We start from the raw sequence: 14657 nt of genomic DNA, 5'->3' as shown, positions 1-14657 counted from the left end.
GTAGCTCGCGTCCGCTGTTTCACGTGAAACAGCGGTGAACGGACATCTTCCCGAGAGGTCATCACCACCATGGCAGGCGAGACCGTCATCACCCTCGTCGGCAATCTCGTCGACGACCCCGAGCTGCGCTTCACCCCGTCGGGTGCGGCGGTCGCGAAGTTCCGCATCGCGTCCACCCCCCGCACCTTCGACCGTCAGACGAACGAGTGGAAGGACGGCGAGAGCCTCTTCCTCACGTGCAACGTCTGGCGGCAGCCGGCGGAGAACGTGGCCGAGTCGCTGCAGCGCGGCATGCGCGTCATCGTGCAGGGCCGACTGCGCCAGCGGTCTTACGAGACCAAGGAAGGCGAGAAGCGGACGGTCTTCGAGGTCGAGGTCGACGAGGTCGGCCCGAGCCTGCGCTCGGCGACCGCCAAGGTCACCCGGGCCAACCGGTCCGGCGGCCCCGGTGGCGGCTTCGGCGGCCAGCAGGGTGGCGGCCAGGGCGGTGGCAACTGGGGCGGCGGCGGTGGCGGCCAGCAGGGCGGCGGCAGCTGGGGTGGAAACTCCGGCGGCGGCCAGTCCGGCCCCTCCGACGACCCCTGGGCCTCCAGTGCCCCGTCCGGTGGAAACCAGGGCGGCGGCTGGGGTGCCCCGTCCGGTGGCAGCGGCTACTCGGAAGAGCCCCCGTTCTAAGAGCTGACAGATTTCGTGCGGCCCGGCAGCCGGCGTCCCCGGACGCCCGCCGGACCGTGAACCCCAAATGGAGCACACAATGGCGAAGCCGCCTGCTCGCAAGCCGAAGAAGAAGGTTTGCGTCTTCTGCAAGGACAAGGTCAACTACGTTGACTACAAGGACACGAACCTGCTGCGGAAGTACATCTCCGACCGCGGCAAGATCCGTGCCCGTCGGGTAACCGGCAACTGCACCCAGCACCAGCGCGACGTCGCCACGGCCGTGAAGAACAGCCGTGAGATGGCGCTGCTGCCCTACACCAGCACCGCGCGCTAAGAGAGGGTGACCGAGTAATGAAGATCATCCTCACGCACGAGGTGCCGGGTCTCGGCTCCGCCGGCGAGGTCGTCGAGGTCAAGGACGGCTACGCCCGCAACTACCTGGTCCCGCGTGGCTACGCCATCCGCTGGACCAAGGGTGGTCAGAAGGACGTCGACGCCATCCGTCGCGCCCGGAAGATCCACGCGATCCAGACCCTCGAGGCCGCCAACGAGGTCAAGGGTCAGCTCGAGGGCGTCCAGGTCAAGCTGGCCGTCCGCTCGGGCGACGCCGGCCGTCTGTTCGGCTCGGTGACCCAGGCCGACGTCGTCGAGGCCATCAAGGCCGCCGGCGGCCCGGCGGTGGACAAGCGCGCCGTCGCGATCGCCTCGCCGATCAAGACCGTGGGCTCCCACAAGGTCTCGGTCAAGCTGCACTCGGACGTCGTGGCCAACCTCGACGTCGCCGTCGTGGCTGCTGCCTGAGTTCCGTAGCGAAGGCCTGAGGGCCGGACTCCTCCGGGAGTCCGGCCCTCGGTCTTTTCCGGCGGGGCCCCGTCCTCAGCCGCGGACCGCTCCGGTGACCAGCCACTTGCCGCCGCGGGCGCGCCAGACCAGGAAGCCGGCCCGCAGCAGCATGAACAGGTTCATCGCCCACCAGAGCCCGGCCAGTCCGGTGCCGGTGGCCGGCACCGCCAGGGCCACCGGGACGAACACCGCCAGGGTGGCGAGCCCGGCCCAGGCCAGGTAGGGGCCGTCGCCGGCCCCCATCAGCACGCCGTCCAGCACGAAGACCAGGCCGGCCACCGGTTGGGTGAGCGCGAGCAGCAGCAGGGCGGTGTCCAACTGGGCCCGGACGACCGGGTCGGGCGTGAACAGCGGGACGTACAGCGGGCGGGCGAGCACCACCAGCAGGCCGAGGACCAGCCCGGAGACGATGCCCCACTCGACCATCCGCCGGGTGGCGGCCCGGGCGCCGGGGGCGTCCGAGGCGCCCAGGTAGCGGCCGATGATGGCCTGGCCGGCGATCGCGATGGCGTCCAGCGCGAAGGCCAGGAAGTTGAACAGCGCCATGGTGATCTGGTGGGCGGCCACCTGGTCGTCGCCGAGCCGGGCGGCCACCGCGGTGGCGGTCATCAGCACCGCGCGCAGGCTGATCGTCCGGACCAGCAGCGGGCCGCCGGCCCTGGCACCGGCCCGGATGCCCGCCGGGTCCGGCCGCAGCGAGGCCCCCTCCCGGCGGGCGCCGCGGACCACCACGACCAGGTAGGCGGCGGCCATCCCGGTCTGGGCGATCACGGTGCCCCAGGCCGAGCCGGCCACCCCGAGCCCGGCGCCGTACACCAGGCCGGCGTTCAGACCGATGTTGGCGGCGAAGCCCGCGACCGCCACCACCAGCGGTGTGCGGGTGTCCTGGAGGCCGCGCAGCACCCCGGTGGCGGCGAGCACCATGAGCATCGCGGGGATGCCCAGGGAGCTGATCCGCAGGTACGTCACCGCGTGCGGCGCGGCGGTCGCCGAGGCGCCCAGCGCGTCGGCCGCCCAGGAGGCCAGCAGCAGGGTGAGGAGGACCACCGGGACGGCCAGGCCCAGCGCCAGCCAGATGCCGTCGACGCCCTGCTGCACGGCGCCCCGGCGGTCCCCGGCGCCGATCCGGCGGGCGACCGCCGCGGTGGTGGCGTAGGCGAGGAAGACGAACACGCCGGTCGCGGTGGAGAGCGCGGCGGAGGCGACGCCCACCCCGGCCAGCTGGGGGGTGCCGAGGTGGCCGACGATCGCCGAGTCGGCCATCAGGAAGAGCGGTTCGGCGACGAGCGCGCCGAAGGCCGGGACGGCCAGGGCGAGGATCTCCCGGTCGTGCCGGCGGCGCGAGGGGGCCGGGGTCGGGGGCGAGGCGGTCATGGGCACCAGGCTACTCATCCACAGGTAATGGATGTAAGTGCCAGATGCCTATTACTCGAAATCCTGAGCGACGCGGTTCGCACGCTCTGTGCCCACAGCCGTTCGGAGGTGTGTGAAGAATTTCTCATACACAGGCCCGGGATGAGGTAATCCCAGGTCAACAGGTTGACGGTGGATCGATCGTCCGGTTATCCACAGGGACGTCCACAGGGGTGTCCACAGCTTTGCGGCAGTTCTCCACAGGACGGGGCCGTTCATCCACACCCCCTGTGGATAACCGCCTTGGCGCAAGGGCGTCCGGCGCCTTAGCGTGGGCCCTCCGCCCGACACTCCCGCCGCCCCCCGGCGTCCGATTTGTCGGAGCCGTGGCGTACAAAGAGGGTCGGATCCGCTCCACCCAGCCACCGGCAAGCCCGCTCCAACTTCGCACCACTCGCTGATCGGGGAACACGCGTGACCGGACCCCAGTACGACGACCACGACGCCCCGCCGCCGGAGGACGACTGGCAGACCGCCGAGGATCCCTTCCCGGTCGGCGCCTACGACGACGCCCCCTTCCCGGACGGCCCCGGCGACCGGCTGCCGGTCTCCCACAACCGCGGCGAGGGCCGTCAGGGCGGTGGCCGCGACGGCTTCCAGAAGGGCGGCAAGGGCGGCTTCCAGAAGGGTGGCAAGGGCGGCCGCCCCGAGGGCGGCTGGCAGCGCCGGGACGAGGGCGACGGCGCGGGCGGGGTGGACGGCTTCGAGCGCGTCCCGCCGCAGGACCTGGACGCCGAGAAGTCCGTCCTCGGCGGCATGCTGCTCTCCAAGGACGCCATCGCCGACGTGGTCGAGGTGCTCAAGCCGGCCGACTACTACCGGCCCGCGCACGAGATGGTCCACGGCGCGATCCTCGACCTCTACGCCCGCGGCGAGCCGGCCGACCCGATCACCGTGGCCGGCGAGCTGACCAAGCGCGGCGAGCTCCAGCGGGTCGGCGGCGCCGCGTACCTGCACACCCTGGTCAACTCCGTCCCGACGGCGGCCAACGCCGAGTACTACGCCCAGATCGTGCACGAGCGCGCGGTGCTGCGCCGACTGGTCGAGGCGGGCACCCGGATCGCCGGCATGGGCTACGCGGCCGAGGGTGACGTGGACGAGATCGTCAACGCCGCGCAGGCGGAGATCTACGCCGTCACCGAGCAGCGCACCAACGAGGACTACGCGCCGCTCGCCGACATCATGGAGGGCGCCCTCGACGAGATCGAGGCGATCGGCTCCCGGCAGGGCCAGATGTCCGGCGTGCCGACCGGCTTCGCCGACTTCGACCAGCTCACCAACGGGCTGCACCCGGGCCAGATGATCGTCATCGCGGCCCGCCCCGCGATGGGCAAGTCCACGCTCGCGCTGGACTTCGCGCGGGCCTGTTCGATCCACCACAAGCTGCCGAGCGTGATCTTCTCGCTCGAAATGGGCCGCAACGAGATCGCCATGCGCCTGCTCTCCGCCGAGGCCCGGGTGGCGCTGCACCACATGCGCTCCGGGAACATGACGGACGACGACTGGACCCGGGTCGCCCGCCGGATGCCGGACGTCAGCGAGGCGCCGCTGTTCATCGACGACTCGCCGAACCTGTCGATGATGGAGATCCGCGCCAAGTGCCGCCGGCTGAAGCAGCGCAACGACATCAAGCTGATCGTCATCGACTACCTCCAGCTGATGCAGTCCGGCGGCTCCCGGCGGGCCGAGAACCGTCAGCAGGAGGTCTCGGACATGTCCCGAAACCTCAAGCTGCTGGCCAAGGAGCTGGAAGTCCCGGTCATCGCGCTCTCCCAGCTGAACCGTGGCCCCGAGCAGCGCACCGACAAGCGGCCGATGGTCTCGGACCTCCGCGAGTCCGGCTCGATCGAGCAGGACGCCGACATGGTCATCCTGCTGCACCGCGAGGACGCCTACGAGAAGGAGTCGCCGCGCGCGGGCGAGGCCGACCTGATCGTCGCCAAGCACCGTAACGGTCCGACCGCGACCATCACGGTGGCCTTCCAGGGCCACTACTCGCGCTTCGTCGACATGACCCGGGACTGAGCCCGGCCCCGGCCCCGGCGTCGGGAGCGGGGCCGGGGGAGTCAGACGGTGACGGTGGCGCGGAAGAGCGTGCTGCCGGAGCCGGAGAGCCGGGTCGGGGCGCCGGTGGCGGGGAGGAAGGCGGACTGGCCGCGGGCCAGGTCCAGCACGGTGCCGTCGGCGGCGGTCAGACGGGCGCCGCCCTCGGTGCAGAGCAGGATCTGCGGGGTGCGGCCGTCGATCTCGCGCGCGGCGCCGTCCAGCACGAAGCGGGACAGCCGGAACTCGTCGATCGGGACGGGGTAGAGCTCCTCGCCCGGGGTGCCCTCGACCGGGGCCGGTTCCAGCAGCTCGGGGGCGCCGGCCGCGAAGACCATGACCTCCAGCAGCTCCGGCACGTCGATGTGCTTCGGGGTGAGGCCGGCCCGCAGCACGTTGTCGGAGTTGGCCTGGAGCTCGACGCAGACGCCGGACAGGTAGGCGTGCGGCACCCCGGCGCCCAGGTAGAGCGCCTGGCCGGCCCGCAGCCGGACGTGGTTGAGCAGCATGCCGGCGATCACGCCGCGGTCGTCCGGGAAGTCCTCGGCGATCCGGGCGTACGGGGCGTACTCCCCGTCGGGGTCGGTCGCCGCCAGCACCTCGACGGTTTGCCGGACGGTCTCCCCGTCCAGCGCGAGGGCGGCGGTCAGGGCGCCGCGCAGCGCCTCGGACTCTCCCCCGGCCTTCGGCTGGGAGGTGCCCCCACCGGCGGCCAGCCGATCGATCACCGGGGCGAGCCCGGGCACCGCGAGTCCGGCCAGCAGCCGGGCCGCGTCGGCGGGCCGGCGGAAGCCGCACAGGCCCTCGAACTCGCCCAGGGCGCAGACCATTTCGGGCTTGTGGTTGGCGTCCCGGTAGTTGCGCTCGGGGGCGTCCTGGGGGATGCCGAGGGCGTTCTCGGCGGCGAAGCCGGCCCGGGCCTGGTCGAGCGTGGGGTGGGCCTGGATGGACAGCGGGATGCCCGCGGCCAGCACCTTGAAGAGGAACGGCAGGGCCGGGCCGAACCTGGCCACGCTCGCCGCGCCCAGCTCGCCCTCGGGGTCGGCCGCGATCAGCTCGTCCAGTCGGCGCGGACCCTCGCCGCGGTCGGCGTGCGACGGGGCACCGGGGTGGGCGCCCATCCACAGCTCGGCCTGCGGCTCACCGGTCGGCCGCTGCCCGAGCAGCTCGGGCAGGGCGGTGAGCGACCCCCAGGCGTACGGGCGGACGGTGTTGACGAGCCTGTCCATGCGCGCGGTCCTACTCCTTCGCTGTCTGGGCGGCCCCGGACGTCCCGAGTCCGGATCGCCGGGGCGGGCCCGGTGGAGCGGGCTGTCCGGGCACGGGCAAGGGAAACGACCCTAGCCGACCGGTGTCACCCACAGGGAAACGGCGGGCGTCCGGTGGGAGTGCCGCGGTCGGACCGGCGGTTCCCGGCGCGGTAGTAGGATGCCAGGACGCAGTAGCCTCCGCCCTGCGTGCGATTCGCCACCGAGGTCCACCCCGGCCGGGTGGTGCCGGCGGAGCCGCGTTCCAGAGTGCGGGCGCCGGTGTCCCGGACACCCCCGCCATCGGCCGAGAGGTTTGTACGTGACCGTGAACCAGCAGAGTTTTGCTGATCTCGGCAAGGTCCTGGTGATCATCCCGACCTACAACGAGGCGGAGAACGTCGAGCGGATCGTCGGCCGGGTCCGTGCCGCCGTGCCCGAGGCGCACGTGCTGGTCGCCGACGACAACAGCCCCGACGGCACCGGCGAGCTGGCGGACAAGCTGGCGGTCGAGGACGAGCACGTCCACGTCATGCACCGCAAGGGCAAGGAGGGCCTGGGCGCCGCCTACCTCGCGGGCTTCCGCTGGGGCATCGACAACGGCTACGACGTCCTGGTCGAGATGGACGCGGACGGCTCGCACCAGCCCGAGGAACTGGACCGGCTGCTGGCCGCGCTGCGCGGCGCCGACCTGGTGCTGGGCTCGCGCTGGGTGCCGGGCGGCCGGGTGGTCAACTGGCCGAAGTCGCGGCTGCTGCTCTCGCGCGGCGGCTCGACCTACTCGCGGCTGATGCTGGGCGTGCCGATCCGGGACGTCACCGGCGGCTACCGGGCGTTCCGCAAGGAGACCCTGCTGGGCCTGGGCATGGACGAGGTCGCCTCGGCCGGGTACTGCTTCCAGGTCGACCTGGCCTGGCGCACGGTGAAGGCCGGCTTCAAGGTCGCCGAGGTGCCGATCACCTTCGTCGAGCGCGAACTCGGGGCGTCCAAGATGAGCCGCAGCATCGTGGTCGAGGCGCTGTGGCGGGTGACCACCTGGGGCGTCACCGACCGGCTGGCGCGACTGCGCGGCGCCGCCGCCACGCGCTGACGACCGAACTCCCACGCACGGTGTGACGTGCACCGGAAGGCGCGCCCCGCCGGGCGCGCCTTCCGCGCATTCGGCCGCCCGTGCTCCCATGCTGTAGGGCGCAGGAAATCCGACCGCCGACCAGAGGGAGCAGCCCGTGACGACGTCCCCGCCCGAGGAGAGCGCCGGCGCGGGTGCCGAGCCGCCGGAGTCCGGGCAGCCGGTCCGGCCGCTGGAGGTCGCCGTCTTCACCGGTCCCGAGTCGGCCTTCTTCGCCACCTCCACGCTGATCCTCGGCGAGCGGACGGCGATCCTGGTGGACGCCCAGCTCACCCGCAGCGCCGGTCGCGAGCTGGCGGAGTGGGTCGCCGGCAAGGGCAGACGGCTGCTCGCCGTCGTGGTCACCCACCAGCACCCGGACCACTACTTCGGCGCCGAGGAGGTGCTGCGGCTCTTCCCCGAGGCGCAGCTGCTGGCCGCCCCGGCCGTGGTCGAGGGCATCCGGCGGACCGTCGCCGCGAAGGTCGCGCAGTGGAAGCCGGTGTACGGCGACGACGTCCCGGACCACCCGCTGATCCCCGCCCCGCTGCTGCCGCAGCCGCTGATGCTGGACCGCCAGGTGATCCCGGTGCTGCTGCTCGGCCAGGCCGACTGCGGGGACTCCACGGTCGTCCACGTGCCGAGCATCCGCACCGTGATCGCCGGGGACTTCGTCCACAACGGCACCCACGTCTGGACCGCCGACACCACCCCGGCCCAGCGCACCACCTGGGGGCACAACCTCGGCCGGATCGCCGACCTCGGCGCGGAGCGGGTGATCGCCGGCCACCGGGCCCCGGACCAGGGCGACGACGCCGCCCGGGTGCTCGCCTTCACCGGCGAGTACCTCCAGGACTTCGACCGGCTGCTGGCCGCGCACCCGGACGACCCGGAGGCGCTGGTCACGGCGATGAACGAGCGCTACGGGGAGCTGACCCTGCCGTCCTTCCTGGAGCTGGGCGCGCGGGCCAACACCGCGCGCACGGCCGAGGACACCGTCGAGGCCGAACTCGTCGCCGAGCCCGAGGAGGGCCCGGAGGGCGAGGAGGGCCGGGACGCCGCGGGGCGGTAGGGCCAGGGGCGGATACTGGCCGCATGACGCCGTACGACGTGATCGTCCCGGCGGGCGGGGCCGCCCGGCGCCTCGGCGGGGCCGACAAGCCGGGGCTGACGGTGGGCGGGACCACCCTGCTCGACCGGGTGCTCGCCGCCTGCGCGGGCGCCCGCACCACCGTGGTGGTGGGCCCGGCCCGGCCGAGCGGGCGGGCCGGCGTCCGCTGGACCAGGGAGCAGCCGCCCGGCGGCGGGCCGGTGGCCGCCGTCGCGGCCGGGCTCGACCTGGTCACCGCGGACGTCGTGCTGCTGCTCGCCGCCGACCTGCCGTTCCTGGACCGGCGGACGGCGGAACGGCTGGTCACCGCGCTCGACGAGGCCGGTGCGCCCGCGGACCGCGCGGTGCTGGTCGACGCGGGCGGCCGGGACCAGCCGCTCGCCGCCGCCTACCGGACCGCGGCACTGCGCGCCGCGCTGGCCGATCTCGGCGACCCGGCCGGTAGGCCGCTGCGCCGGCTGGTCGGCGGGCTGCGCGGGCCGCGGGTGGCCGACACCGACGGCGTCGCCCACGACTGCGACACCTGGGAGGACCTGGAACGGGCCCGCGAGCGCGACCGGAGCTGAACCTCACCGGTCGCCGCTCACCGGTCGTGCCGCCGGGGTGTGAGCGAAACGACGCGCGCCGCACACGGGGCGAACACCTCGGTGAAACCGCCGATCGGGCAGCATGGGCGCATGGAGCGCACGCTGGATGACTGGATCGCCGAGGTCAAGGCCGACCTGGGCATCGACCTGGACGTCGACGTCCGTGGTCTGCTCGACACGGCCCGGGTGGTCGCGCACGGGGTGGACCGGCCGGCCGCGCCGCTGACCGCCTTCCTGATCGGCTACGCGGCCGCCCATCGGGGCGGCGGGGCGCAGGCCGTCGCCGAGGCGGCCCGGCGGGCCGAGGCCCTCGTCGAGGGCTGGGGCACCGCCGGCCGGCCGGGTGAGTCGTGAGCGCGGTCGGCCAGGCCACCGTGACCGCACCGTCCACCGGCCCCGGCGTGCTGAGCTGGTCCCGGGCCCGCGAGACCGCGCGCCGGGCCGGGCTGCACCCGCTGCCCGGGGTCGCGGTCCCGCTGGCCGAGGCGCTCGGCCGCACCCTCGCCGAGCCGCTCGGCGCGCTGACCGACCTGCCCGCCTTCGACACCTCCGCGATGGACGGCTGGGCGGTCGCCGGTCCCGGCCCGTGGCGGGTCGCCGGCCGGGTGCTGGCCGGACGGTCCGATCCGGCGCCGTTGGCCGACGGCACCGCCGTGGAGATCGCCACCGGTGCCCAACTGCCGCCCGGCGCCACCGCCGTACTGCGCCGTGAGCACGGGCGGACGGGCGGCGCGCTGCTGCATGACAGCGGCCCGCGGCCGCTGGGCACCGGCCAGGACGTCCGCCCGCGCGGCCAGGAGTGCCGCCGGGGCGAGGAGTTGCTGCCGTCCGGCACCACGGTCGGGCCGGTCGTGCTCGGCCTGGCCGCCGCCTGCGGCCACGACGGACTGTCCGTGCACCGCCGTCCCGAGGTCCAACTGCTCGTCCTGGGCGACGAGTTGCTCACCGCCGGGGTGCCCGCTCCCGGGCTGGTCCGGGACGCCCTCGGGCCGCTGCTGCCGCCCTGGCTGCGGGCCGCCGGCGCCGAGCCGGCCGAAGTCGGCTACGTCCGGGACGACTTCGGGCTGCTCCGGGACGCGCTGCGGCACTCCACCGCCGACCTCGTGGTCACCACCGGCGGGACGGCCGCCGGGCCGGTCGACTTCCTGCACCGGGCGCTCGCCGAGGCCGGTGGCCGACTGCTGGTGGACGGCGTCGCCGTCCGGCCGGGGCACCCGATGCTGCTGGCCGAACTCCCCGGCGGCCGTCACCTGGTGGGCCTGCCGGGCAACCCGCTGGCCGCCGTCGCAGGGATGGTGACCCTCGTCCTGCCGCTGCTGCACGCCCGCGGCGGGCGGCCGGCCGGCGCCCCCGTCCTCGCACCGGTCGCGGCCGACCTGCACGGGCACCGTACGGACACCCGGCTCCAGCCGGTCCGGCGGACCGCCGAGGGCGTCCTGCCGCTGGACTTCGACGGGCCGGCGATGCTGCGCGGGCTCGCCCGGGCGGAGGCGCTGGCCGTGGTGCCGCCCGGCGGGGCGGGCGCGGGGCAGACGGTCGAACTGCTGGAGGTGCCGTGAGCGAGCGGTGGGGGTACCCCCGGCCGGAGGCCGGGGGAGAGGGGACCATCACGAGGTACGCGTCGGGAGAAGCGGCGGCCGGGCAGCGCGAGGTGGGCGCATGAGCCGACTTCGACGCACGATGGCGCCCGGCACCGAGCCGTGGGCGGACGCCGGGATCGTGCTGCCCGTCCGACGGGCCGCGCCCGCCGTCCGGCAGGTCGGCTCCCGGCTGCTGCTGGCGCTCGCCGTCCTGGTCGCCACCTCGTTCATCGTCTACCTCGACCGGGACGGCTACAACGACAACGCCGGTGGCGAACTCAGCTTCCTGGACGCGGCCTACTACGCCACGGTGACGCTCTCCACCACCGGGTACGGCGACATCACCCCGTTCAGCGACAGCGCCCGGCTCACCAACATCTTCGTGATCACCCCGCTGCGCGTGGTGTTCCTGATCATCCTGGTCGGCACCACCCTGGAGGTGCTCACCGAACGGACCCGCCTGCAATGGCGGTTGAACCGCTGGAGGTCCACCGTGCGCGAGCACACCGTCGTCATCGGCTACGGGACGAAGGGTCGCAGCGCCGTCGACACCCTGCTCGGACAGGGGGTGAAGAAGGAGGACATCGTCGTCGTCGACCCGCAGCGCAAGGTGATCGACCAGGCCGCCCAGCACGGCCTGGTCGGGGTGGTCGGCGACGCCACCCGCACCGACACCCTGGTGCGGGCCGCGCTGCCCACCGCCGCGCGGGTGGTGGTCGCACCGGAGCGGGACGACACCGCCGTACTGATCACGCTGACGGCCCGGCAGTTGAACAAGGCCGCCACCGTGGTCGCCGCCGTCCGGGAGGACGAGAACGCGCCGCTGCTGCGGCAGAGCGGCGCCGACGTCGTGGTGACCAGCTCCAGTTCGGCCGGCCGCCTGCTCGGGCTGTCGATGCTCAGCCCGCACGCCGGGGCGGTGATGGAGGACCTGCTGACGTACGGCAACGGGCTGGACGTGGTGGAGCGTCCGGTCACCCGGGCCGAGGCCGGGCACAGCCCGCGCGCGTGCGACGACCTGGTGGTCGCGGTGGTCCGGGGCCGACGGGTGCTCAACTACACCGAGCCGGAGGCCGCCGTGCTCCAGCTCACCGACCGGGTCATCGTCATCAAGTCCAGCGGAGTCGCGCCGACCGGCTGAGCCGCGCCGTGCAACCGCCCCGGACCGCAGTAGGTTCGGGGCATGCATGCGATGACGATTCCCGTACCCGGTGGTCCCGAGGCACTGGTCTGGGCCGAGGTGCCCGACCCGGTGCCCGCCGAGGGCGAGGTCCTGGTCGAGGTGGCGGCCACCGCCGTCAACCGTGCCGACCTCCTCCAGCGGCAGGGCTTCTACAACCCGCCGCCCGGTGCCTCGCCCTACCCGGGGCTGGAGTGCGCCGGGCGGATCGTCGCGCTCGGGCCCGGGGTGTCCGGCTGGGCGGTCGGCGACGAGGTGTGCGCGCTGCTGGCCGGCGGCGGCTACGCGCAGCGGGTCGCGGTGCCGACCGGGCAGCTGCTGCCGCTGCCCGCGGGGCTGTCCGTCGAGGAGGCCGCGGCGCTGCCCGAGGTGGCCTGCACGGTGTGGTCCAACGTCTTCCTCACCGCGCACCTGCGGCCCGGCGAGACGGTGCTGCTGCACGGTGGCGCGAGCGGGATCGGGACCATGGCGATCCAGCTGGCCAAGGCGGTCGGCGCGCGGGTCGCGGTCACCGCGGGCAGCCGGGAGAAGCTGGCGCGGTGCGCCGAGCTGGGCGCGGACATCCTGATCGACTACCGCGAGCAGGACTTCGTCGAGGCGCTCCGGGAGGCCACCGGCGGCGCCGGGGCGGACGTGATCCTGGACATCATGGGCGCCAGGTACCTCCAGCGGAACGTGGAGGCGCTGGCGGTCAACGGGCGGCTGGTGGTCATCGGCCTCCAGGGCGGGGTGAAGGGCGAACTCGACCTCAACGCGCTGCTGCGCAAGCGCGGGGCGGTGATCGCCACCAACCTGCGCGGGCGCCCGCTGGCGGAGAAGGCGGCGATCGTGGCGGCCGTGCGGGAGCACGTGTGGCCGCTGGTCGAGTCCGGGGTGGTGCGGCCGGTCCTGGACCGGGTGCTCCCGCTGGCGGAGGTGGCCGAGGCGCACCGGGTGCTGGAGCGCGGGGAGCAGGTCGGGAAGGTCGTGCTGCGGGCCTGAGCGGGGGAGGTCCGGGGGAGGTCCAGGGGAGGTTCGGGGGAGGTCCGGGGGCGGCGCGGACGGCGGCGGAAAGGGCGTGAATTGCCCGAAATGCCGTAACGATCGGGGCGTGCGAGTCTGGTCCGGAGCAGTCCCGCCGCCGATCCCGCCCCCGGGCGCCGTCGGCCGTCGGAAGGACTCCGACCGTGGCCGCATCACCGCACGCACCGCTCGGGCCACTGCCCGTGGCGCCGCACCACCGTCGTACTTCCCGCCGCTCCCCCGGCCGCGCCCAGCGGCTGTTCGCGGCGGCCGTGCTGGGGCTCACCCTCCCGCTGGCCGCCGCCTCCGCGGCCGTCGCGCTGCCTTCGCCGGCGGCCCTGACGCTGCCGACGGTCCTGCCCTCGCCGGAGGCGGGGACGGACGCCGAGCCGGGCGCCCCCGGGCCGGCGGCCGCGCCGCCGCGGCGGCCGGTGCCGCATCCGCACCCGCACGGCGCCCGCGGGTGGGTCCGCCGGCACCACCCGGCCTCGCTGCCCGAGCGCTCCGACGCCGCCGTGGAACGGGCCAGGGGACAGGCCAGGGAGCAGGCCCCCGAGCGGGTGCCGGAGCAGGCGCCGGACCAAGCCGTCGAGCTGGGGCCGGAGCAGAGCGTCGAGCAGGGCGTCGAACAGGCTCCCGAGCAGGTCCCCGAGCAGGCCCCGGAGCAGGCCCCGGAGCTGGTCGCCGAGGCGGAGCAGCCGGAGGCCGACGGGGGCGCCGCGGAGACCGGGACACCCGGCGACACCGCCGCCGTCCCGGTCCCGGCCGCTCCGGACGCCGGCGCGGCGGCCACGGGGCAGCCGGTCGCCGCCGTCGCCGCCGTGCCCGCGATCTTCCCGGCCCACTGGCAGGACGCCTCCACCACCCAGCTCCCGCTGGGCGTCGGCCTGGGCCTGATCGGCTGCGGCCTGGGACTGGTCGGCCTGCGGCTGCGCAAGGGCTGAGGCCCGGGACGGCCCCGCGCCGGGTGCGGCACGCCCGGCGCGGGGCCGGGTTGTCGGCGGCTGCGGTTCGGCGGGCGGGGGCCGGCCGGGCCGGGCGCCGTCGGCGGTCGGCGGGTGGACGGTCGGCGGACGCGGTGCGGGAACTGAGTATCCGTACGGATACCCGCGCGGCGCCCGGCGGCGTACCGTCGTCAGGGGTGGCGCAGGACGCCGGGACGACCGGGGGCTTCCGCCCGGCCAACCCCAGTGAGAGAGAATGTTGTTCATGACGAATCCGATGAACGAGCGCCCGTCGCAGGAGCCCTTGCGGGCCGCCGGCGGGCAGTCGCAGGACGGCCAGAAGGTGCTGATCGTCGGACCGGACGGGATGCCCGTGGGCCAGGGGTTCGGCGGCCCGGTGGGGGAGGGGGAGCACGAGGGCGACATGCCACGCGAGCTCCCGGTGACCGAGATGGTCGAGCAGCCCGCCAAGGTCATGCGCATCGGCAGCATGATCAAGCAGCTGCTGGAGGAGGTCCGGGCGGCGCCTCTGGACGAGGCGAGCCGGGCCCGGCTGAAGGACATCCACGCGAGTTCGATCAAGGAACTCGAACTCGGTCTGGCCCCGGAGCTGGTCGCCGAGCTGGAGCGGCTGTCGCTGCCCTTCACCGAGGACTCCATCCCGACCGAGGCCGAGCTGCGGATCGCCCAGGCCCAGCTGGTCGGCTGGCTGGAGGGCCTGTTCCACGGCATCCAGACCGCGCTGTTCGCGCAGCAGATGGCGGCGCGGGCCCAGCTGGAGCAGATGCGGCGGGCGCTGCCGCCCGGCCTGCACAGCGGCGAGCCGGACGAGGACGAGCCGGGCCAGGGCCGCGGCATCCGCTCCGGTCCCTACCTGTAGTCGCATCCGGCCCCACCCCGGCGACAGGTGCCTCCGGTCCGCGTCCGGACCGGACGTACCGC

Annotated in this window: 14 protein-coding genes and 1 pseudogene; 13 read left to right on the top strand and 2 right to left on the bottom strand. The window is 74.4% G+C overall.

Going from position 1 to position 14657, the window contains the following annotated elements; all coding sequences use genetic code 11:
* Positions 1–69: 69 nt before the first annotated feature.
* From ACGF0D_RS29180 to rplI, 3 genes are all read left to right on the top strand, one after another.
* The gene (locus ACGF0D_RS29180; RefSeq protein WP_392868641.1) at positions 70–675 is read left to right on the top strand and encodes a single-stranded DNA-binding protein; all 606 of its coding nucleotides are present in this window, start codon (positions 70–72) and stop codon (positions 673–675) included.
* Between the two features lie 79 nt (positions 676–754).
* The gene (gene rpsR, locus ACGF0D_RS29175) at positions 755–991 is read left to right on the top strand and encodes a 30S ribosomal protein S18 (RefSeq protein ID WP_030059640.1); all 237 of its coding nucleotides are present in this window, start codon (positions 755–757) and stop codon (positions 989–991) included.
* 17 nt (positions 992–1008) lie between these two features.
* Positions 1009–1458: a 50S ribosomal protein L9 gene (gene rplI / locus ACGF0D_RS29170; protein WP_392868639.1), complete on the top strand. Its 450-nt coding sequence runs from the start codon at positions 1009–1011 to the stop codon at positions 1456–1458.
* Positions 1459–1533: 75 nt separating this feature from the next.
* Here the strand turns inward: rplI and ACGF0D_RS29165 are convergent, their stop codons facing one another.
* Entirely contained in the window at positions 1534–2874 is a 1341-nt protein-coding gene (locus ACGF0D_RS29165; protein WP_392921245.1) for an MATE family efflux transporter, read from the bottom strand.
* Between the two features lie 579 nt (positions 2875–3453).
* Between ACGF0D_RS29165 and dnaB the strand changes: the two genes are divergently transcribed.
* Positions 3454–4938 (top strand): replicative DNA helicase, encoded by a 1485-nt coding sequence (dnaB, locus tag ACGF0D_RS29160; protein WP_392868783.1) that lies wholly within the window; start codon positions 3454–3456, stop codon positions 4936–4938.
* A gap of 41 nt (positions 4939–4979) precedes the next feature.
* Here the strand turns inward: dnaB and manA are convergent, their stop codons facing one another.
* A complete protein-coding gene (manA, locus tag ACGF0D_RS29155) occupies positions 4980–6185 on the bottom strand; it encodes a mannose-6-phosphate isomerase, class I (protein ID WP_392921242.1) in 1206 nt (401 codons plus the stop codon).
* A gap of 340 nt (positions 6186–6525) precedes the next feature.
* Between manA and ACGF0D_RS29150 the strand changes: the two genes are divergently transcribed.
* The 9 genes and pseudogenes from ACGF0D_RS29150 to ACGF0D_RS29110 all read left to right on the top strand — a co-directional run bounded on the left by ACGF0D_RS29150 (position 6526) and on the right by ACGF0D_RS29110 (position 14595).
* The gene (locus tag ACGF0D_RS29150; RefSeq protein ID WP_392921240.1) at positions 6526–7293 is read left to right on the top strand and encodes a polyprenol monophosphomannose synthase; all 768 of its coding nucleotides are present in this window, start codon (positions 6526–6528) and stop codon (positions 7291–7293) included.
* Positions 7294–7429: 136 nt separating this feature from the next.
* The gene (locus tag ACGF0D_RS29145; protein WP_392868632.1) at positions 7430–8383 is read left to right on the top strand and encodes an MBL fold metallo-hydrolase; all 954 of its coding nucleotides are present in this window, start codon (positions 7430–7432) and stop codon (positions 8381–8383) included.
* Positions 8384–8406: 23 nt separating this feature from the next.
* Positions 8407–8988: a molybdenum cofactor guanylyltransferase gene (locus tag ACGF0D_RS29140; protein ID WP_392921237.1), complete on the top strand. Its 582-nt coding sequence runs from the start codon at positions 8407–8409 to the stop codon at positions 8986–8988.
* A gap of 93 nt (positions 8989–9081) precedes the next feature.
* A pseudogene (locus tag ACGF0D_RS29135) lies at positions 9082–9363 on the top strand (DUF6457 domain-containing protein); the annotation flags it as partial.
* Positions 9360–10568: a molybdopterin molybdotransferase MoeA gene (locus ACGF0D_RS29130; protein ID WP_392921234.1), complete on the top strand. Its 1209-nt coding sequence runs from the start codon at positions 9360–9362 to the stop codon at positions 10566–10568. The pseudogene ACGF0D_RS29135 and the gene ACGF0D_RS29130, both read left to right, overlap by 4 nt.
* Before the next feature lie 100 nt (positions 10569–10668).
* Entirely contained in the window at positions 10669–11730 is a 1062-nt protein-coding gene (locus tag ACGF0D_RS29125) for a potassium channel family protein (RefSeq protein WP_392868628.1), read from the top strand.
* 42 nt (positions 11731–11772) lie between these two features.
* The gene (locus tag ACGF0D_RS29120; protein ID WP_392868626.1) at positions 11773–12750 is read left to right on the top strand and encodes an NAD(P)H-quinone oxidoreductase; all 978 of its coding nucleotides are present in this window, start codon (positions 11773–11775) and stop codon (positions 12748–12750) included.
* 185 nt (positions 12751–12935) lie between these two features.
* Entirely contained in the window at positions 12936–13715 is a 780-nt protein-coding gene (locus ACGF0D_RS29115) for a hypothetical protein (protein ID WP_392921232.1), read from the top strand.
* Between the two features lie 265 nt (positions 13716–13980).
* Positions 13981–14595, top strand: coding sequence for a bacterial proteasome activator family protein (locus ACGF0D_RS29110; protein WP_392868623.1), 615 nt, complete (start codon positions 13981–13983; stop codon positions 14593–14595).
* The last annotated feature ends 62 nt before the right edge of the window (positions 14596–14657 follow it).

Source organism: Kitasatospora sp. NPDC048298 (assembly GCF_043201465.1).
Classification (GTDB): domain Bacteria; phylum Actinomycetota; class Actinomycetes; order Streptomycetales; family Streptomycetaceae; genus Kitasatospora.
Note: the sequence above shows the minus strand (reverse complement) of the source record. Positions and strands in the feature narration are given on the sequence as shown.

Bases quoted from the DNA above. Each gene is read 5' to 3' on its own strand.
- ACGF0D_RS29180 (WP_392868641.1), top strand. From the start codon at position 70: ATGGCAGGCGAGACCGTCATCACCCTCGTCGGCAATCTCGTCGACGAC.
- ACGF0D_RS29165 (WP_392921245.1), bottom strand. From the start codon at position 2,874: ATGACCGCCTCGCCCCCGACCCCGGCCCCCTCGCGCCGCCGGCACGAC.
- ACGF0D_RS29140 (WP_392921237.1), top strand. From the start codon at position 8,407: ATGACGCCGTACGACGTGATCGTCCCGGCGGGCGGGGCCGCCCGGCGC.
- rpsR (WP_030059640.1), top strand. From the start codon at position 755: ATGGCGAAGCCGCCTGCTCGCAAGCCGAAGAAGAAGGTTTGCGTCTTC.
- ACGF0D_RS29110 (WP_392868623.1), top strand. From the start codon at position 13,981: ATGACGAATCCGATGAACGAGCGCCCGTCGCAGGAGCCCTTGCGGGCC.
- rplI (WP_392868639.1), top strand. From the start codon at position 1,009: ATGAAGATCATCCTCACGCACGAGGTGCCGGGTCTCGGCTCCGCCGGC.
- ACGF0D_RS29120 (WP_392868626.1), top strand. From the start codon at position 11,773: ATGCATGCGATGACGATTCCCGTACCCGGTGGTCCCGAGGCACTGGTC.
- ACGF0D_RS29125 (WP_392868628.1), top strand. From the start codon at position 10,669: ATGAGCCGACTTCGACGCACGATGGCGCCCGGCACCGAGCCGTGGGCG.
- manA (WP_392921242.1), bottom strand. From the start codon at position 6,185: ATGGACAGGCTCGTCAACACCGTCCGCCCGTACGCCTGGGGGTCGCTC.